This window comes from Tolypothrix sp. PCC 7712, assembly GCF_025860405.1.
Classification (GTDB): Bacteria; Cyanobacteriota; Cyanobacteriia; order Cyanobacteriales; family Nostocaceae; genus Aulosira; species Aulosira diplosiphon.
In genome coordinates this window covers 2003213-2022824 of record NZ_CP063785.1, presented here as the reverse complement: position 1 = coordinate 2022824, position 19612 = coordinate 2003213, and the positions used below count along the sequence as shown (strand labels likewise).

The 19612-nt window shown below is 42.2% G+C and carries 14 protein-coding genes; 7 read left to right on the top strand and 7 right to left on the bottom strand.

Going from position 1 to position 19612, the window contains the following annotated elements; genetic code table 11:
- Positions 1–41 precede the first annotated feature (41 nt).
- The 3 genes from HGR01_RS08175 to HGR01_RS08165 all read right to left on the bottom strand — a co-directional run bounded on the left by HGR01_RS08175 (position 42) and on the right by HGR01_RS08165 (position 4542).
- Entirely contained in the window at positions 42–1661 is a 1620-nt protein-coding gene (locus HGR01_RS08175; protein WP_045869579.1) for an ArnT family glycosyltransferase, read from the bottom strand.
- Positions 1662–2683: 1022 nt separating this feature from the next.
- Complete coding sequence (locus HGR01_RS08170) at positions 2684–4000, bottom strand: recombinase family protein (RefSeq protein ID WP_045869580.1); 1317 nt, start codon at positions 3998–4000, stop codon at positions 2684–2686.
- 182 nt (positions 4001–4182) lie between these two features.
- On the bottom strand, positions 4183–4542 hold the full coding sequence (locus tag HGR01_RS08165) for a VOC family protein (protein ID WP_045869581.1): 360 nt from the start codon (positions 4540–4542) through the stop codon (positions 4183–4185).
- A 210-nt stretch (positions 4543–4752) separates the two neighbouring features.
- On the opposite strand from HGR01_RS08165, the gene HGR01_RS08160 reads away from it, so the two are divergent.
- A complete protein-coding gene (locus HGR01_RS08160; RefSeq protein WP_071989374.1) occupies positions 4753–5073 on the top strand; it encodes a hypothetical protein in 321 nt (106 codons plus the stop codon).
- A gap of 4 nt (positions 5074–5077) precedes the next feature.
- Here the strand turns inward: HGR01_RS08160 and HGR01_RS08155 are convergent, their stop codons facing one another.
- Positions 5078–5629 carry an NUDIX hydrolase gene (locus HGR01_RS08155; protein ID WP_045869582.1) on the bottom strand — a complete coding sequence of 184 codons (552 nt, stop codon included), beginning with the start codon at positions 5627–5629 and terminating at the stop codon, positions 5078–5080.
- A gap of 296 nt (positions 5630–5925) precedes the next feature.
- Here HGR01_RS08155 and HGR01_RS08150 point away from each other — a divergent pair, with 296 nt between their 5' ends.
- Complete coding sequence (locus HGR01_RS08150) at positions 5926–10827, top strand: PAS domain-containing protein (protein ID WP_045869583.1); 4902 nt, start codon at positions 5926–5928, stop codon at positions 10825–10827.
- Between the two features lie 192 nt (positions 10828–11019).
- Here the strand turns inward: HGR01_RS08150 and HGR01_RS08145 are convergent, their stop codons facing one another.
- The gene (locus HGR01_RS08145; RefSeq protein ID WP_045869584.1) at positions 11020–11982 is read right to left on the bottom strand and encodes a protochlorophyllide reductase; all 963 of its coding nucleotides are present in this window, start codon (positions 11980–11982) and stop codon (positions 11020–11022) included.
- A gap of 797 nt (positions 11983–12779) precedes the next feature.
- Between HGR01_RS08145 and HGR01_RS08140 the strand changes: the two genes are divergently transcribed.
- The 3 genes from HGR01_RS08140 to HGR01_RS08130 all read left to right on the top strand — a co-directional run bounded on the left by HGR01_RS08140 (position 12780) and on the right by HGR01_RS08130 (position 15485).
- A complete protein-coding gene (locus HGR01_RS08140; protein WP_045869585.1) occupies positions 12780–13331 on the top strand; it encodes a DUF421 domain-containing protein in 552 nt (183 codons plus the stop codon).
- A gap of 40 nt (positions 13332–13371) precedes the next feature.
- The gene (gene purB / locus HGR01_RS08135) at positions 13372–14667 is read left to right on the top strand and encodes an adenylosuccinate lyase (RefSeq protein WP_045869586.1); all 1296 of its coding nucleotides are present in this window, start codon (positions 13372–13374) and stop codon (positions 14665–14667) included.
- A gap of 254 nt (positions 14668–14921) precedes the next feature.
- On the top strand, positions 14922–15485 hold the full coding sequence (locus HGR01_RS08130) for a DUF4126 domain-containing protein (RefSeq protein ID WP_045869587.1): 564 nt from the start codon (positions 14922–14924) through the stop codon (positions 15483–15485).
- A 3-nt stretch (positions 15486–15488) separates the two neighbouring features.
- Here the strand turns inward: HGR01_RS08130 and HGR01_RS08125 are convergent, their stop codons facing one another.
- On the bottom strand, positions 15489–16541 hold the full coding sequence (locus HGR01_RS08125; protein WP_045869588.1) for a WD40 repeat domain-containing protein: 1053 nt from the start codon (positions 16539–16541) through the stop codon (positions 15489–15491).
- Positions 16542–16620: 79 nt separating this feature from the next.
- Complete coding sequence (hemH, locus tag HGR01_RS08120; protein WP_045869589.1) at positions 16621–17784, bottom strand: ferrochelatase; 1164 nt, start codon at positions 17782–17784, stop codon at positions 16621–16623.
- A gap of 93 nt (positions 17785–17877) precedes the next feature.
- Here hemH and HGR01_RS08115 point away from each other — a divergent pair, with 93 nt between their 5' ends.
- Entirely contained in the window at positions 17878–18504 is a 627-nt protein-coding gene (locus HGR01_RS08115) for a class I SAM-dependent methyltransferase (protein WP_045869590.1), read from the top strand.
- A gap of 52 nt (positions 18505–18556) precedes the next feature.
- Positions 18557–19540 (top strand): alpha/beta hydrolase family protein, encoded by a 984-nt coding sequence (locus tag HGR01_RS08110; RefSeq protein ID WP_045869591.1) that lies wholly within the window; start codon positions 18557–18559, stop codon positions 19538–19540.
- Positions 19541–19612: the final 72 nt, after the last annotated feature.

Below are 19612 nucleotides of genomic sequence, written 5' to 3'. Positions count from 1 at the left end.
TTAATATTTTAACGATTTTAGAGAGCGATCGCAGAGAATGCTTATAAGCGATTGGTATCTTTAGTAATCAGTTTCCAGCCTTCAGCTTCATCAATCAGCTTTATGGAATCGAGGTGGATACTTTTAAAAGCAGATGCATTCAGCAAAAAATAGGGTTGTCCGTTGTAGCGCCAGTAGTATTGCAATTCCCCTATACTTGCAGGAATAATTGTGCGATCGCTATAAAAATCTAAGGAAGGACGATTGTAAGGAAAGGATGTGTAAATCTGTTTGACTGCTGGATTGGCTCTTACTATCATGCTAGCTACTGGTTTGACGGGATATGCATCGCTTAATTCCCAAACCCAGTAGTTAGATTTCATCAACAGCAGCAATGAAACATAACTTCCCCAAAACAAAATTTTAAGAAATTGTCCGTCACCACGCTCTGCGTAAATCGCTGCTAAAGTCATTGTTAAAGCAACTGCGGCAAGAATTACCTGTAAATCTGTTTTTGGGTTTGCACCAGAACTAAAAAAAATGCTTCCTGCAGAAGCCGCTAATGCAAGTATAGATAAGCCCGCTATCCACGAACGGGGATAGGATGAGAGCAATGGTAAATTCTCAGTTTCCGCGAGTTGTACACCCAAAGCTAAAGCTAAACTGGGGTAAATGGGGAATAAATACCAGAGAATTTTACTGCCCATGCAAGCAATAATTGCTAAATAAACGCTACTCCACACTAATACAAGTCTTGCCCAGCTAAGATTGCGATTTTCCCAGGCTAAACGCAAACTGTGCGGTAAAAACAGCAGCCAAGGCCAAGCATACAGCAAAACTTCTTTAAGATAGTACCAAGATGTTCTGGAATTACCCGCCGCACCTGTTCCTAGTTTGTTAATGGCTGGATTGATAAAAGCCATTTGCAGGAAAGTATGACCATAGTGCCATAGTTGAGCAGCGTACCAACCCAGTACAGGTAAAATACCTAAAAAAATGGCAATCCACAGATAGTAGCAAGTGAGTAACCGGGGGGTATCCCAATATAAAAAGACAATGGCGATCGCACCTAACAATACACCATATATCCCTTGAGTTAGGCAAATTAAGCCAAAAGCCAAACCCACACCCAGACAGTAACGCAAATCTCGGCGCGATCGCAACAAGCACCAGATCATCACCATTAAAAAACTTACCACCGCGCCATCAATCATTGCCAATCGACCATGACGCACCACAGGAAGCATTGTCAGGTAAATCAAGGCGCTATAAATTGCTGCCCAGCGTTGGCGAAAGGCTTCTCGACCAATACAATACAGTAAAGGTACGGAACAAGCTGTTAAAATTGCTCCAGGTAAGCGGGTAGTCCATTCATTAATGCCTCCTAGTTGGTAAGCCCAAGCAACTAGCAAATGCATCAAAGGCGGCTTATGCGGATAAGGTACACCTCCCAGCTTTGGGTAAAGCCAACTTAAAGAATCCGCTGGGGAACGCACTATTTCACGCGCAATCTGTGCCACTGTACCTTCATCCCAATCTCGTAGCGGTGCGCCACCAAGATTGATGCTAAACAGTAGTACTGCTGCTATCAGCAGGACAATTATCCATACCCCATCAATTAATGTTTCAACTGTGCGGTACCGTTGTCCTAGATGACCCCAAATAAAGCTTCTTTCTTGCATATTCTATGATAATCATCTTGTTTGCTGGTTTGATTACATAGAGATTAGAGCGAATCTCTAATGTTGCCACCTGGTAATCAACTGTGTGTTTGGTAATTGCTAGATTCCAAATTAACTCAAATTTATCAGAATCGGAATTTTTTTTTGTGACAAAAACACCTAAGTTTTTGAAAGTTGAATTTCTCTAAAATATTCTTTGCTTAAAAGATATAATTAATACTGTGATATCAGACTTAACTGCCTTTAATATCATTGAGTAAATATAAGGATTTTTGTCTTAAAAGCCTGTTTAGCTGTGATATATATTGATGGCGGTTACACCTTTTATTGATGTAATTTCTCAATTAATCCCAGCCACAATGTTTCATCAGGTAACTGGATACGGAAGCGCGTCAATTAAACTCCGATGACTTGTAATTTCCAAGACTCGCAAATAGCTAAGTTAATTACAAAGTCAAAATGTCATTCATGATAAGTAGGTTGTTGCTATTAAAGGTAAATGGCGAGGTTGGTAATTGGTAATTGGTAATTGGTCAGGGTTACAACTCTATTAAATTGGAGAAGATGCTAGCGCCAAAACAGCATTTTTTAAGGTTTTAAACCAATAAGGGTTAAGTAAAAAAAATCCTCTTTGGAAGAAGGAAGGATGTACAAATGTACTTTATATTTCACAAATTAAATAGGAATTTTATACAGCAGTTTGCAAACTAGTGAGGTACACAACCAGAGAATTAATACCATTTTGAAAAAAGAACGGGACAGATGGGTTGTTAGGGGCACGGCACCAGTAAGATAATTTGAGATACCAAAAGATTGTGGATGCCGTGCCCCTACAAAGACTTTATTTGTCGCAAACATTATTTAAATTGGTATAAATATCAAAATTCCTCTTTTACCTCCTGCCTACTGTCCTCTGCCTCCTGCCTCAAAACCAGCCAATTTCTACCTCTGAATAATGCTGTATATTAAGTTTTAAACTACGTTGAGAGTTAAATTCATAATTCATAATTTACATCTCATATTTAAAAAATCAGAATGATTTGCAAAGTCCATTCTGACTCTTGACGAATCAGTTCAATGCTGCTAATAAATTCTCGTAAATAAAATCTGCGTTCTGATTCCGATAAATCGTACCAAAATTGCGGAATGGAAACAGCTTGAGCTACTGAACGTAAGTTTACTGGTGGAAGAGTAGCTAGTTTGGCTTGGAATGCAGAGATTTCGGTGCGGAGTTTGTAGGCGCGTAACTTTGCTGTTTCTGTATCTAATACTCCAGTTTCTACTAAAGCAGGTAACTGGGTAAGTATTTCTTGTTGACGAGCGATCGCATCTCCTAAACTATTTTTAATGGCATCCAACTGGGGAAAGTTTAACCCGGCTACAGCTTGGGGTAATTCTTGGCAAACCTTGGTAATCGTCTTGTCTAAAACTGCATCATAAGCCAAAGCTTTACACTTAGGATTTTTAGGACAGCTAATTGGACGTAAATAAAGATACTCTTTACTTTGGCGACGTTGGGTAACCCGAGTCACAGTCATGTGAGATTGACATTCACCGCAAATCACCAACCCTGCTAAAGAACGTGGCGCGCTAGCTGTGCGAGATGGTAAACGACTGTTACGACGTAAAAGCCGATCAATTTGAGCTGCTTCTTCTGGGGAAATAACGGGAACGTGGGTATTAGAGATAATTTCGCCATCTTGGTAAGCTGTATTCCCTCGATAAACCGGATTAGTTAACCAGCGTTTCCCTGTAGTTACCGAGATTTTCTTACCGTATTTTTTAGCTAAATAGCGAACTGCACCCCGCAAAGAACCATAGAGCAAAAATTGTTCAAAAAAATCCTTAACAACTGGAGAAGTGCTTCTATCAATCGTGTATTTATCCTTACTTTTTTTGTAACCGTAGGGAGGCTTTCCTGGTGGAGGCGCAGTATCCAAACGCTTACGAGCGTGTCCTTGGCGGATACGACGGCTACGTTGCTGACGTTGAATTTCCTGTAACAATGTCAACAATTGAGCGCGGAGATTACCATTTTCGGAAGTGTAAGGTTGTTCAATAGCGATCACCACAACCCCCATAGCTTCGAGTTCATTGAGGCGATCGCTTACTTCCTTAACAGTATCACCCAACTCTTCCAAACGCCGAATCAGCAGATAACTTCCAGGTTGAGTTTGACAATCTTTGATTAACTCTTGTAATTGCGCTCGCGCAGCGTTTCCAAAGGAATCTCGCCCTACCAAATCATAATAAACCCGATCCACTTCCCATCCCCAACTATCAATATCAGGAGGGTTTTCTAACAAAGGATCGGTGTAGCTGTAGGCGATGATTTTCATTTGTCATTAGTCATTTGTCATTAGTCATTAGTCATTAGTCATTAGTCATTAGTCATTAGTCATTTGTCATTTGTCCCCCGCTTCCTCATCTCCCTCATCTCCCTCATCCTCCTCATCTCCCTCATCTCCCTCATCCTCCTCATCTCCCTCATCTCCCTCATCCTCCTCATCTCCCCATTCCCTCACTGCTGACTCAACTCGATAATATTTCCGTCGGGATCTTGGGTGAATACAGCAGGACGACCAGAGGCGCTGGCTTGGATAGGGTAATTGTGAGTGAGTAATTCTTGTTTGGCGATTTCTAAGTCTGCGACAGAAAAAGCCACATGGGGGTTGCGTCCCCATTTTTCGTTTTGGTTATCTGTGGGGGAAGATGGCGCGGCGATCAAGTGAATTTGGTAGTTACCGACTTGATACCATGCTCCAGGGTATTTCAAAGAGCGATCAATTTTAGCTAGTCCTAATACTTTGCCATAAAAGAATTCCGAGCGTTCTAAGTCAGTAACGAGAATGGCGGTATGAAGACTGTTGGTAATTTGCATTGTCTGTGATGTGGATGCGATCGCGTTTATTTTAAATTGTATTGGGGATTGGGGATTGGGGATGGGGATTGGGGACTGGGGATTGGGGATTGGGGATTGGGGACTGGGGACTGGGGACTGGGGATTGGGGACTGGGGATTGGGGATTGGGGATTGAGGATTGGGGATTGGGGAACTCGGGGCCCCCTCTGGGGATAAGGGGTAATGGGGATTGGGGATTGAGGTTTGGAAGCTGGAAGTTGAGGTTTTAAGGCTGGGGATTGAGGTTTGGAAGCTGAACGTTGAGGTTTTAAGGCTGGGGATTGAGGTTTGGAAGCTGAACGTTGAGGTTTTGAGGCTGGGGATTGAGGTTTGGAAGCTGAACGTTGAGGTTTTGAATCGGAAAGTTGCGGTTTTGAATCGGAAAGTTGCGGTTTTGAATCGGAAAGTTGCGGTTTTGAATCGGAAAATTGCGGTTTTGAATCGGAAAATTGCGGTTTTGAATTGGAAAGTTGCACCTTTAAAGCTCAAAAGTTCAAAAGTAATAGAATAGTTATTTACTTGGAAGTCCCTAACTCTAACCACCACTGCATTAGCACAGCACGACATTGAAGACAGATGAGACTTTGGAGTAAATCATGTACACCTGCGGAAGTTGCGGGATAGGTTGCGCCTAGATAATCAGCCTTAATTGGGGGAGTAGGTTCAAGATGGGCGACAAAGCCGTAAAGTTTTTGATTAGAGAAAGAACTATTCACAGGCCAACCTTCACTATTTAAAGCTATGAGTTGGCTGATGGCTGTAGCTTCAACTCCTAGTTCTCTTTGCAGAATAGCTGATACTGCAACATCAGGGGATTTTCCAGGGGGTAAACGTCCACCAGGAAAATCGAAAGTGAGTTTACCTAATCCTGGTCTGTAACTTGGGGGTGGCAGAATAATTTGATGGGATTGAATCGGTAAAATGACTACAGAGTCGGCTTTTTCTACGCGCCAGTATTCCAAAATTTGTCCGCGATCGTCTTGCAGATGTTCGCCAATCACAGTTAGCCAATCTGAGCGCATTTCTACAAACCGATGCTGGACTTTCCAATATTCTCCTTGGTTCATCTTCTCAAGAGTGTTGACTGCTGACTGTTGACTGTTGACTGGGAAGAGAGATTGTTAAGCCATTTTTGTGCGATTTATCACATTGACTGTCTAGCTTCACCATATCAAAAGCTGTTCAGCGTCAATTGCCTAATATCGAAACAGCTTTAAATTTTAACTCTTGACTTTTGACTTTTGACTCTTGACTCTTGACTCTTGACTTTTGACAATCAAACCTCAGTCTGAAGGGAGATCCTGATGAAGGTATTAGTCAGATTCAATATAAGAAACCGTGTATGCATACGGATTAATAATTCATGAAGCGCGATATTACTGGTAAGTTTGTTAGTAATTGGGATTCAGAAAAGAAACAACGATTTAGCATATCTCTTACCAGTACGGCTTGGCGATCGCTGGATGAAGAGGCTCACAAGCAAGGAATTTCTCGCTCGGAAGTAATTGAACAAGTGGCTCGCAGTTTTGGGCAGAATCCCTGCTCTACAGAGAAAGCTGTGTTGGAAGCCAAGATTGTTGAGCAGCAAGAAGCGATCGCACTTTTGCAACGTCAGCAGCAAGAGCTGGAAAATCAACTAGCTAATGCTCCCGATCCCCAAGCTACTGAGCGCTCAGTGACTCTCATCCTCGAAAGTATTACAGATGCCTTTGTCGCATTTGATAAAAATTGGTGCTATAGCTACGTAAATAGAGCAGCAGTGAAAATTCTGCACATAACCCCAGCAGAATTGATTGGCAAGAACGTTTGGACAGAAATCTTTCCTAGCCTTGTAGGTAGCATAGCTTACCAAAACCTACAAAGAGCTATGAGAGAACGAATCCCTATTTCATGGGAGGAATTTGGGGAGCCTCTTCAGTGTTGGATAGAAGTGAATGCCTATCCTTCAGATCATGGTTTGGCAGTGTATTTTCGTGATATCACAGAGCGCAAACAAGCTGAAACCGAGCGTGAAAGGTTGCTGAACGAATTAGAAATTGAACGCAGCCGATTGGAAGCAGTTTTACGGCAAATGCCAGCCGGGGTAATCATAGCAGATGCTGCAGGGAAGTTGGCTTTGTCTAACGACCAAGCAAAGCAAATTCTTGGGTATACTTACGAACCATCGCTAGAAATTGAGCAATATGAATCTATTACTCCTTTTATCGGCTTTAACGGTAATGGCAGACGCTACGGGGCTAACGATTATCCACTAATGCGATCGCTCCTCATGGGTGAAGTAATTGCTAATGAAGAAATCTCTTTGCATTACAGTGATGGCAGCCAAATTTTAATTAATGTCAATTCTGCTCCTATTCTCAATCAGCAAAATCAAATAGTTGCTGCTGTTGTGATCTTTCAAGATGTCACACAACGCAAGCAAATTGAAGAAAATTTGTGGCAGACGGAAGAAAGGTTACAGCTAGCTTTGTCTTCAGCGCAAATGGTGGCTTGGGACATGGATTTAATCACCAATCAAGTCATTTGTTCTTTTAATGCGCTCTCAGTTTGGGGAATTCAAGTAGGGACAGCAGCCGAATTTTTTGATCTGATTCATCCAGACGATCGCCAGCAGGTAATAGAATCGGTGCAAAGAGCGATCGCGGGAGAATTTGACTATAACCAAGACTATCGAGTAGTTGCTCCCAATGGTGTGATGCACTGGCTCAAAAGCCAAGGACGAGTTTATCTCAATGCAACTGGGCAAAGAGTCAGAATGACTGGTGTTTCAGTTGATATCACAGAACACAAACAAATTGAAGCCGAACGCGATCGCTTGTTTGAGAGAGAACAAGCTTCCAGGTTAGAAGCAGAAACCGAGCGCAAACGTCTGTATGAAATCCTCATGCAGTTACCAGCGATGATTGCGATCGTGGGTGGTTCAGAACATATATTTGAATTTGCTAATCCCACCTATTTGCAACTGACTGGACGCACTCCGGATATTATCGGTAAATCAGTTCGGGAAGTTTTGCCGGAAACAGAAGGACAGATTTATTTTGCACAGCTTGATCGGGTTTACCAAACTGGCGAACCTTTCATTGAAGATGAGTCACCTGTTTATTGGGATAACAACGGTGATGGTGTCTTAGAAGAAGCATTCTTTAACTGCGTCTTTCCAGCTTTACGGGATGCGGAAGGGAGAATTCAGGGGGTGTTGCTGCATGGAATTGAAGTTACAGCCCAAGTACGCGCAAGGCAACAAATTGAACAATTGCTACAAGAGTTGCAGCACAAGGAAAAACAGCAGCAATTCTTAATTGAATTGAATGACACGATTCGCGCCATTCAAGACTCCAAAGAAATTATGTGGGAAGTAGTTCGCACTACGGGGCAACATTTCCAAGTTAGCCGTTGTACCTACGGTGAGATTGATGCTACCCAAGAATACGTAATTATTGATCGCGACTATTGCAATGGGGTGATCAGCATCGCTGGTAGTCACTACATGAATTCCTTTGGTGTAGAAATTGTTACTGAACTCAAACAGGGCAAAACCATCTTTGTGAATAATGTCGATACAGATCCCCGGACTGCTGGATCTGGGAATGCAGCTTTTGATGCCATCCAAACCAAATCTTTTCTGTGCGTACCCTTGGTGAAGGAAGGAAGATTTGTCGCCCTATTTGTTTTACACCATGTCACCCCCCGCCAATGGACAGAAGACGATGTCATAGTCATGGAGCGAATTGCCCAAAAAACCTGGCTAGCGGTAGAGCGATCGCGGGCAGAAGAAGAACTGCGACATAGCAAAACTCGCCTACAATTAGCATTAATGGTGGGACGTATGGGCACCTGGGACTGGGATTTGCAAATCAATACCCTCACCTGGTCAGATAGTCATTACAACATCATGGGACTCCAAGCAAATGAGTACCCACCCAGCTATGAACTTTGGGCTAACAGCGTTCACCCAGAGGACTTAGGGCACACAGAATTAGCGCTGCAACAAGCTATGCTCAATAAAACTGAATATCATCATGAATACCGCACGCTGTGGGAAAATGGCTCTATTCATTGGACAGAAGCTAGGGGCAGATTTTTATACAACGCCCAAGGGCAACCAATACAGATGATTGGCGTTCTCATTGACATTACAGAACGCAAGCAAGCTGAACAAGAACGAGAACAATTGCTAGCACGAGAACGCATTGCCCGTACTCAAGCTGAAGCGATTCAGCGCCAATTAGAAACTATTTTTGATACTGCTCCAGTAGGTATGGCACTGTTAGATGCTGAACAACGATTTGTTGCCATCAACGAAGCATTAGCCCAAATCAACGGCTTACCCCGTGGACAACACTTAGGGCGTTCGGTTACTGAACTTTTTGGTGAAATAGATCCCAATATAGTTACACTTTTCTCAGAAATTTACACAACAGGCAAACCCTTTGTTGCCAACAATTTTGCTGTTAATGCTCCCAGCCGTAGCGATCGCTCCCCCGGTTACTACAATCTTTACTATCTGCCCATAATCAACTCACAGGGTCAGGTAGAAGATGTTCTAGCTTATGTTATCGATGTTACAGAGCAAGTCCGCTTAGAGCGTGCCCAAAGATTTCTCGCAGAAGCCAGTGCAGTTTTAGCTTCTTCCCTCGATTATCAAACCACCTTAGAGCAAGTAGCACAGCTAGCAACACCCGAGTTGGCAGATTGGTGTACAGTCCACATCGTTGCAGCAGATGGTGCCATTGAGCAGATTGCCGTAGCTCACAGCGACCCCGCAAAATTAGCATGGGCGCAGCAACTTAGCAGTAAATATCCTTTTGATTCAGATGGGCCTCGTGGTGCTGCCTTGACTTTACGAACTGGACAATCTGATATCTTGCCAAATATTCCCGATGAATTAATTGTCCAAGCAGCCCATGACTCAGAACATTTAGAAATTCTGCGCTCGATCGGGTTCAAATCGGTAATGACAGTGCCATTACGCACCCAAGCTCGAATTTTAGGCGTAATTTCTTTTGTTAGTGCCGAATCTGGGCGACGCTATACGCAAAGCGATTTAGAATTAGCAGAAGAATTAGCGCGTCGTGCTTCTCTAGCCATCGATAATGCTCAGTTATATCAATTAGCGCAAAGCGATCGCGCCAAAGCCGAAGCCGCCAACCGCATTAAAGACGAATTTTTAGCTGTACTTTCCCACGAATTGCGATCGCCCCTTAATCCCATTCTTGGCTGGACAAGAATTCTCCGCAGTCAGCGGCTAGATAGCAAAAAAGCTGACCAAGCTTTAGAAACCATCGAACGCAACGCTAAATTACAAGCGCAATTAATTGAGGATTTGTTGGATGTCTCCCGCATCCTCCAAGGAAAAATGACCTTAAACGTTGCGCCAGTTAATTTAGCTAGCACCATCACAGCCGCCCTAGAAACAGTACAACTGGCAGCCCAAGCCAAAAGCATTGAAATTCAAACCACAATTAACCCAGTCGCAGACACCGTTACAGGCGATGCCAATCGTCTACAACAAATTGTCTGGAATTTGGTTTCTAATGCGGTGAAATTCACCCCAGCCGGCGGAAAAATTGAATTAAAACTAGACCAAGTGGGAATGTATGCCCAAATTCAAGTTAAAGACACAGGAATTGGCATCAAAACCGAGTTTTTACCCTTTGTATTTGAATATTTCCGCCAAGAAGATGGCACAACCACAAGACAATTTGGTGGGCTAGGATTAGGATTAGCGATCGTCCGCCATTTTACCGAACTGCATGGTGGTACTGTTCAAGCCAGCAGCCCCGGACAGAATTTAGGCGCAACATTCACAGTGCTACTACCGTTAAATATTGTCGAGCCGCAGCTATCTCATGATGATGGTGCATCCGAAAGTTTCACCGACCTCACAGGTATTAACATCTTGGTTGTCGATGATGATGCAGATATGCGGGATTTAGCAGAATTTATCCTTACACAATCGGGGGCACAAGTAACAACCGCCGCTTCTGCACTACAAGCCTTGACGCTGTTAAAGCAGTCTATCCCCGATTTACTACTGTGCGACATTGGTATGCCAGAAATGGATGGTTATTCCCTGATTCGGCAAATTAGAGAATGGTCACCAGAACAAGGAGGAACCATTCCCGCGATCGCGCTTACTGCTTACGCCGGAGAAATGAATCAACAACAAGCCCTAGTCGCTGGATTTCAGCTGCATATCTCCAAACCTGTGCAACCAGAGATACTGGTGCAAGCTGTTGCTCAATTGCTACAACCCCTTTCGTGAGGCAGAGGGGCAGGAGGACAAGGAGCAGGGGGCAGGGATACAAATAGAGAAATTCTTATTAAATCAACCATGCCCTATGCCCTATGCCCCATGCCCAATAAGTAAATAAACAAAATTATTAAATGCTATTTTTTTCTCCCCCCTGTTCCCTATCTGCATGAATTTAATTTTGCAGAACTACTGACTGGGTAATTAAGCTAATCCCACTAACTTCTCACTTAAATCCCACAGGCGTTCTGCTTTTTCATCATCGCGGGCTTGGGGAGAAACTCTTTGTACAAATGATTTACCGTCTTTCTTTTGACGATTTCCCCAACTCCAGTAAGCACCGGATTGCTTGTATTCGGGATCGGCTAGTACCGCCGCTACCCGTTCCCCAGACAAGTCCTGAGATACATATCCCCCAGTAATGTACTTCTGGAACAATGGGAAGATTTTTTGGAACAAGGGGTAATGGTTACGGAACAGTGGAGTTTCTGCCACACATCCTGGATATAAAGAACTGAAGGTAATACCAGTTGACTCGTGATAACGGCGATGCAGTTCCCGCATGGTTAACACGTTGCAAACTTTACTGTCTTTGTAAGCTTTCACGGGTTCAAATTTCTTACCGTCAATCATTGTGATTGGCGCTTTAAACCCAGCTGAAAAGCCTTCCAGATTTCCTAAGTCGGGACGTGGGGGAATTTTTCCACCCAATTCGTCAGGGTTGTGTGTTACTGTTCCCAAAATCACCAATCTGCGATCGCGGTATGGTGAATTTTTCATATCCTCAAGCATGAGGTTACACAGCAGAAAATGACCAAGATGATTAGTAGTCATTGTCAATTCATAACCTTCGGGACTCCACAACGGTTCTTTGATGAGGGGCATATAAATTGCCGCATTGCACAACAAAGCGTCTAGAGTTTTGCCAGTAGCCCTAAAGTTGCTCACAAACTGTCGGACGCTGTCCAAGGAACCTAGGTCGAGATGCAAAATGGTGTGGCTGTCCCTAGGTATTCCTACCGATTGAGCAGCTTCTTCCGCCTTAGCTAAATTTCGACAAGCCATCACGACGTGCCAGCCTTTGTTAGCCATCGCTTTTGCAGTGTATAACCCAACCCCGGAAGAAGCACCCGTAATCACAACCGTTGACTTCCGATTTTGTTCCATGTCTGTTTAAACTCCTGTGACGTGTTGACTTTATCTAGAATCTCACGCCAATGGCTTCTATTAACACAAGTAATCTGCAATTAAAAAGATTCTTATCTTTTCACTAAAAGGCTACAGTTTATGCATAGATAAGCTTTTATATACTACATCGAAGATATTAAATAAAAAGCTTTCAGGAGAATGTTTGTGTTCCTAAACCTTGACACTTCTACTACCCTCTACCTCATGCGTTTACTGTCTACAAGAGCCTATGCATGGCTAGCTGAAGTCTAGCTAGTGTAGGTGTCAGCAATATCCTTCCCTGCGATCGCCTCTTCTAACACACTTCGTTATTATAATTTTTGGTTCATGACCTATCTAGAATTACTGTATATTAAGTCAAGCGCTGACAATCAATTATCAATAATAATATAGGAATCCCCTTTGATTTATGAAATTATTTGTGTAGTAAGATAACAGGGAATAGCGAGCAGAGAAGAAGAAACGAAACTGTAATAATTTAAAAAAATCAAATATGATTCTTATCGTATTTCTTATTAAAACCTAGTGATAGATTTTTTATTTTGTAAATGATATTTTTGGTAAAACCATTAATAAATATATTCAAAATTATTATTGATATTACAAAAGATAAGGTAACTAGCAAAAACGTGAAATCCTTTAATACTTAGGTTGGCACGCCTATTAGAGGCAAGCATAATCGCAGCTTTAATACAAACCTGTAGGGTAATTAATATTGAATTTTGAATGCCCCGCAAGTGTATTGCATCTATCAAACTATAAGAAAATTAGCAATCATGGAAAAATTCTTTTTTGTTGATTGGCAAGCAATCTTTGTTCCAAGCATTAGTATTTTGGAATTAATTATCCGTGGCTCATTAGTCTACCTGGCATTATTCTCAGTGTTACGCTTGCTTCCCAGCCGACAAATGGGAACTCTAGGAATTACTGATTTACTCGTAGTTGTGTTATTTGCGGAAGCTGCTCAAAATGCTATGGCCAGTAATTACACGTCTATTACTGAGGGCGCTATCCTAGTAGGAACAGTAATTTTTTGGAGCTACTTACTTAACTGGTTAGGTTACAAACTTCCGGAGTTTCAGCGTTTTCTCAATCCCCCTCCACTGTTATTGGTAAAAAATGGTCGGATTATTCATCGGCATTTAGAACGAGAACTGATTACAGAGGACGAGTTAATGAGTAAGTTACGCCAACAAAGTGTAGAATTTTTGACTGATGTCAAGTTAGCTTATATGGAAGCCGACGGTAGCATTAGTGTCATTACATCCGAATCTAAAATTAGTTCTGTTCCTAACCAAGAATCTAAAACAAAAAGCGATCTGCCCTAATAAAAATGTAAAATATGACGGTTGTATTCTGTGGCGGACTGTGATTGAGCGTTATACTTTGCCCGAAATGGGTAATATTTGGAGTGAAGCCTATAAACTAAAAACTTGGTTGCAAGTAGAAATTGCTGTTTGTGAGGCACAGGCTGAACTTGGTTACATCCCATCTCAGGCAGTTGAAGAGATTAAAGCAAAGGCGAATTTTGACCCAAAGCGGGTGCTAGAAATTGAAGCTGAAGTCCGCCACGATGTCATCGCCTTTTTAACAAATGTCAATGAATATGTTGGTGATGCTGGGCGTTATATTCACCTGGGTTTAACTAGTTCTGATGTGCTAGATACAGCTTTAGCATTGCAATTGATAGCAAGTTTGGATGTGATTTTACAGCGCCTGGAAGATTTAATTCAGGCGATTCGTAAAAAGGCAAAAGAACATCGCAATACTGTGATGATTGGGCGTTCTCATGGCATTCATGCTGAACCCATCACCTTTGGATTTAAGTTAGCTGGGTGGTTAGCAGAAGTATTGCGACACCAAGAAAGATTGCAAACTCTCCGCAAAACAATTGCTGTGGGTAAAATTTCTGGTGCAGTAGGAACCTATGCCAATATTGAACCACGTGTAGAAGCGATCGCTTGTCAAAAACTGGGACTGAAACCTGATACTGCTTCTACACAAGTCATTTCCCGCGATATCCACGCTGATTATGTGCAGCAATTAGCTTTAGTTGCCGCATCTATTGAACGCTTTGCTGTCGAAATTCGTAATCTGCAAAAAACAGATGTTCTCGAAGTTGAAGAATTTTTCGCCAAAGGGCAAAAAGGTTCATCAGCTATGCCGCACAAACGTAATCCCATCCGTTCCGAACGGCTAACAGGGATGGCTAGACTAGTCAGAAGTCATGCGGGTGCTGCTTTAGAAGATATCGCCCTCTGGCATGAACGAGATATTTCGCACAGTTCTGTAGAACGGGTAATTTTGCCAGATGCTTGCATTTTGACCCACTTTATGATTAAAGAAATCACCGATTTGGTAACTAACCTCTTGGTATATCCCGAGAATATGCAACGCAATCTCAACTGCTATGGAGGTGTAGTATTTAGCCAAAAAGTGCTACTAGCTTTAGTAGAAAAAGGAACCAACCGCGAAGAAGCCTATGCGATCGTGCAAGAAAATGCCCACACAGCTTGGAACAAACCAGAAGGCAATTTCCACGATTTAATTACTAAAGACCCACGTGTAACTCAAAAATTATCGCCAGCAGAAATTGAGTTTTGTTTTGACCCCCAACAACACCTGCGTCATTTAGAACAGGTTTATCAACGGTTAGGGATTTAAGAATTGGGCATAGGGCATGGGGCATAGGGCATGGGTAATTGGGTGTTTATTGTTCATTTGGCATTGTCTCCCTCATCTCCCTCATCTCCCTCATCTCCCCTGCCCCCTGCCCCCAGTCCCCAAAACGGATAAATTTTTTGTAAAATATTATATAATCCGTATACTGAGATTATTTAATCTCTAACTGTTGATTAATTTTTTCACAAGTATAATTAATAACTATCAAGCTATTTAGTAGTACTTTGAATGCACTAATGATTGATATCCTAGCCACACTTTCTGCTTCGGCGGCTGCAGGAATCAGAATTGGTATACCCTTACTGATTATCGGATTGTTGCACGGAGGTCAATTGTGGTCAAAAGTTCCGCTTTTGGCTCACATTTCGCCATCAGTGTTGCTAGGCTTCTTTAGCATTTGGTCTTTGCTCGAGCTATTTGCTTCTAAAAAGCGTTTGGGGCAGAGAGTACTACAAATATTTGAGTTATTATTGTCCCCCATTGTGGGCGCAATTATGGGGTTAGCAGTATCTTCCACAACAACTGCCCCAAATTGGCTAATGGCTTGTATTGGCGGTTTGTTGGCTTTGGTATTTCAACTGGTGCAAGTCGGTTGGTTTTATCGCTTGCGTGGCTTACCGTTGTGGGCAGTCTTTCTACAAGATTTTTTATGCGTTGCTTTAGTACTATTTGCCTTTAATGCTCCTTGGCCTGGAGGATTAATTACTTTTGCCCTGCTCTGGTTTGCAATTCATAGCGCCAAGCAATGGTATGACTGGTATTGGCAATATCGCCGTCAACGTTCAGAAGCAAGGTATTAAGGGTTATTTTGGTAATAACTGCCAAATATTAATAATGCCATCCTGACTGGCACTAGCAAGAGTTTTGCCATCAGGATTGAAAGCGACAGACCAAACTTGTTCTTTTTGGGTAGTTAAAGTACCGATCAGTTTGCCTGTGCTAATATTCCATAGCTTGATGGTACCGTCTTGACTACCACTAGCAAGACTTTTTCCATCTGGACTGAAAGCAACGGATCTCACTTCAGCTGTATGACCTGTCAAAGTGTAGATGAGTTTGCCAGAATTAACATCCCACAACTTAATAGCTTTGTCACGAACGCCAGTAGCCAAGGTTTTTCCATCTGGGCTGATAGCGACATCATTAATCAATGATTTAGCATCACAACTGCGGATAACTTTACCAGTACTGATATTCCACAACTGACTAGTACTACCTGAACCACTTCGAGCAAACAATTCCTGACCATCTGGGCTAAAAGCTATAGGTACAGATTTGAAATTATCAAATCCCTTTGCAGAAGCGTTCGAGTCCTCAGGGATGGGAATAATTTTGCCAGTGCGCCAGTTCCACAGCCTAATATTAGCGCCCTGGTCAAGACCACTAGCTAGTGTCTGCCCATCGGGACTAAAGGCTACATCAATTACAGGTTCTGAATGCTTGAGAGTACGGGTAAGTTCCCCAGTACTAACATTCCAGAGATTAAGATTTCCATTTTGACTACCACTAGCAAGAATCTGACCATCTGGGCTAAATTCAACAGCCCAAGCCTGTCCGTTAAATGTACGGATGAGTTTTCCCGTGCTGGGATTCCAAAGTTTAACGGTTTTAGCACCAGCACTAGCAACAACAGCACCTACAGGATTTTTCGCCCTAGATACTTCTGGAGAATAAGCAACCGAATAACCCGAATCTGACTCTGTTGAGAGCTTGCGGAGTGGTTGACTATTTGGCGCAGATTGGGTAGTTAAGTCCTGAGTTCTGGAACTAAATGCAGTGCAACCGGAAACAGCAGTAGTTACTAAAATAAGAATCCATATTGTGAGTGCTTTCCCAGGAATTTGGTTGAGAGTCATTTTAGGTTTGCACCTCAAGCTTGATAAATGACTCGACTCTTTCAATAACACTCTGTTCCGTTGTTAGTCTGCGTAGAAGTTACAACAAGCCAATCATGTGCAGCAATCCCCGACCAGTGACTAGCTCAATAATCAGAGCAATAAAGCCAAGCATGGCAATTCGACCATTCCAGACTTCGGCGCTGGTGGTAATCCCCCATTCCCAACGCTCTTGGGGATACATTTTCACCTTCTTCTTCATTTGGGTGACTTGTGATAGCTTCAAGCTAGGCTGCTTTAGCGAATCAATCACCAAATCTGCTAATGCTTTAATAAAAACTGGATGGGTATTAGGAGCAGGTACACGCCGGAAGTTGTTAATTCCAGCCTCTTCAGCTATTTCGCGATACTCAATATCAATTTCCTGCAATGTCTCAATATGTTCTGAGACAAAACTGATAGGTACGACAACTAAATCTTTAACACCTTTTTCTCCTAATTCTTTCAGCGCATCTTCAGTGTAGGGTTGCAGCCACTCTACAGGGCCAACACGACTTTGATACGCTAAGGTATGAGCATTAGGACGATTGAGGGTACGCATAATCAGAACAGTACATTCCTCAATTTCTTGCTGATAGGGATCACCTGCTTCTTCAACGTAGCTTTTCGGTACGCCATGAGCGCTGAAGAAGATATGAACATCATTAGGATTAGGATATTGATCGAGTTCTTGGGCGATGAGTTCTGCCATTGCTTGCAGATAGCCCTGTCGTTTATACCAAGAAGGAATAACAGTGTATTCCAGAGGTTGAATTTTGGGATTTTCTTGCCAGAGTTTTTCTAGGAGTCGGAAGCTAGAACCACTGGTACTAATAGAAAATTGTGGGTATAGGGGTAAGATAACCAACTGTTCAATCTGATCTTGAGCTAGTTGAGCGATCGCTTCTTCAGTATAGGGATGCCAATAGCGCATTCCTAAATATATCTTGGCTTCTTGCCCTAACTCTCTCAATTGTTCTCTTAGCGCTTCTCCTTGCGCTTCTGTAATGCGTCGCAGTGGCGAACCACCACCAATGTGCTTGTAGTTTTCTTGTGATGTTTTTGTACGTCGTGAAGCAATAAACCAAGCTAGGGGTTTTTGCAACCAACGAAATGGTAGGCGAATAATTTCTGGATCAGAAAACAGGTTAAACAAAAATGGCCCAACATCTTCTAACTTATCTGGCCCACCGAGATTGAGTAATAAAACGCCTACACGACCCATAGCAGTTACTTTCCCCTAACCCTTTCAGTTTTTTTACTAATGTTAACAATATATCTTTATTAAATATAAAGGTTAATAGGACTCAATAATGTCATGGCAACAATTTTAAGAGACTGGAGTTATCGTTATCAGTGGTTATATGACGGCATATCTGGTTTAGCGGCGTTAAGTGTAGGCGGTGAAAGTCGGTTTCGGCAACTAGCTTTGCAAGGCTTAACCATTTCCTCAGACAGCAAGAGTTTAGATTTATGTTGCGGTAGTGGCCAAGCTACACAATTTTTAGTGAAACTTTCACAAAACGTAACGGGGCTGGATGCATCTCCCTTATCTTTGAAGCGGGCGAGGCAAAATGTACCTAGCGCCTCCTATGTGGAAGCATTTGCAGAAAATATGCCCTTTGCAGATGGTGAATTTGATGTAGTGCATACAAGTGTGGCATTACACGAAATGGAACCTCAGCAATTGCGACAAATTATTAGTGAGGTTTATCGAGTTTTGAAACCAGGGGGTGTGTTTACATTGGTAGATTTTCACGCTCCCACCAATCCCATATTTTGGCCTGGGGTATCACTGTTTTTGCTATTGTTTGAGACAGAAACAGCCTGGCAATTAATCAAGACAGATTTACCAAAATTGTTAACAGAAATTGGCTTTGAAGTTAGTAAAACAACTTTATATGCAGGTGGAAGTTTACAAGTAATTCAAGCTAAAAAACCATGAGATCATATTTCGCTAAAATTAACTAAACCGAAATAACTCAAATTTTTAGGGTATGAGCGTTCGAGCATTTTTCCACGCTACCAAAGTTGAAGATGCTTTCCCCCCATATGACACCATTCACTTGAAAGTTTTCTATCCAGGTCAAATGTCAGGTAGTAATCAGGAACAAGATATGGATATTGTTCCTGCTGATTCTCAACTGGCTCCCTTTAAAGTAGTGATTTTTTTTAACGGCATCAACTGTGTCCCTGAAATGTATCAATGGCTTGCTGTTAAATTGGCGGAACGTGGGCTTGTAGTTGTGACATTTTCATGGGTTGCCCAAAATTTACCGGGAATGGTGTCTTTAACCCCAGGTGTTGATATTAAAATGTTGACTCCAAACACCTATGGTTCAGGGCCAACAGCCTCAGCTTTATCAACATTACTAGCCGAATTAGAGCGTTTACAATCAGAGGGTGTCCTAGCTGGATTACTTGATTTACAGCATATTATTTTAGGAGGTCATTCTGCTGGGGGTAGAGTTGCAATCGAAAGTGCAAATCCACAGTTTTTTCCCCAAGTGGTAGCGGCTTTTGCCTATGGTGCTCATACCGCAGCAGGTGTACAGATAGGATATCCATCCGGCACAATCTTACCCTTGCCTAATGCTGTACCACTAATGTTAATTGGCGGCACTTGTGATGGCGTAATTTTTCAAAGCAGCCATCGTTATGGAGTTAATTGGGAAGATCCAACAACTCCAATAGTTAGAACTTTCAAAGAAGCAATCTCTAGTCATAGAGGAGATAATTATTTACTTCTTTTAGAGGGTGCCAACCATTTTTCTATTGCCTATCCCTTTGATTCCAGCACTGCTATACCTTTGTTAGATTTTCCAGCAACTCAACCTGAAGAGCAACTGCGAAATTTGATAGCAGAAACAATTGGTTTATTCATTGATGCTCATGTTTCTTATCAACAAATAGCCCTCGATAATCTCAATCAATATTTAATATCTCATAACCCTTTAATAGCATTATTTGAGAGAAAATAGCTGTTAAACTAAATTTTCCTTATTTCTGCCTGATTTATTAATCACTCCATCTATAAAGAGATGGAGTTTGCC

Bases quoted from the DNA above. Each gene is read 5' to 3' on its own strand.
- HGR01_RS08175 (WP_045869579.1), bottom strand. From the start codon at position 1,661: ATGCAAGAAAGAAGCTTTATTTGGGGTCATCTAGGACAACGGTACCGC.
- HGR01_RS08170 (WP_045869580.1), bottom strand. From the start codon at position 4,000: ATGAAAATCATCGCCTACAGCTACACCGATCCTTTGTTAGAAAACCCT.
- HGR01_RS08165 (WP_045869581.1), bottom strand. From the start codon at position 4,542: ATGCAAATTACCAACAGTCTTCATACCGCCATTCTCGTTACTGACTTA.
- HGR01_RS08155 (WP_045869582.1), bottom strand. From the start codon at position 5,629: ATGAACCAAGGAGAATATTGGAAAGTCCAGCATCGGTTTGTAGAAATG.
- HGR01_RS08150 (WP_045869583.1), top strand. From the start codon at position 5,926: ATGAAGCGCGATATTACTGGTAAGTTTGTTAGTAATTGGGATTCAGAA.
- HGR01_RS08145 (WP_045869584.1), bottom strand. From the start codon at position 11,982: ATGGAACAAAATCGGAAGTCAACGGTTGTGATTACGGGTGCTTCTTCC.
- HGR01_RS08140 (WP_045869585.1), top strand. From the start codon at position 12,780: ATGGAAAAATTCTTTTTTGTTGATTGGCAAGCAATCTTTGTTCCAAGC.
- HGR01_RS08130 (WP_045869587.1), top strand. From the start codon at position 14,922: ATGATTGATATCCTAGCCACACTTTCTGCTTCGGCGGCTGCAGGAATC.
- HGR01_RS08125 (WP_045869588.1), bottom strand. From the start codon at position 16,541: ATGACTCTCAACCAAATTCCTGGGAAAGCACTCACAATATGGATTCTT.
- hemH (WP_045869589.1), bottom strand. From the start codon at position 17,784: ATGGGTCGTGTAGGCGTTTTATTACTCAATCTCGGTGGGCCAGATAAG.
- HGR01_RS08115 (WP_045869590.1), top strand. From the start codon at position 17,878: ATGGCAACAATTTTAAGAGACTGGAGTTATCGTTATCAGTGGTTATAT.
- HGR01_RS08110 (WP_045869591.1), top strand. From the start codon at position 18,557: ATGAGCGTTCGAGCATTTTTCCACGCTACCAAAGTTGAAGATGCTTTC.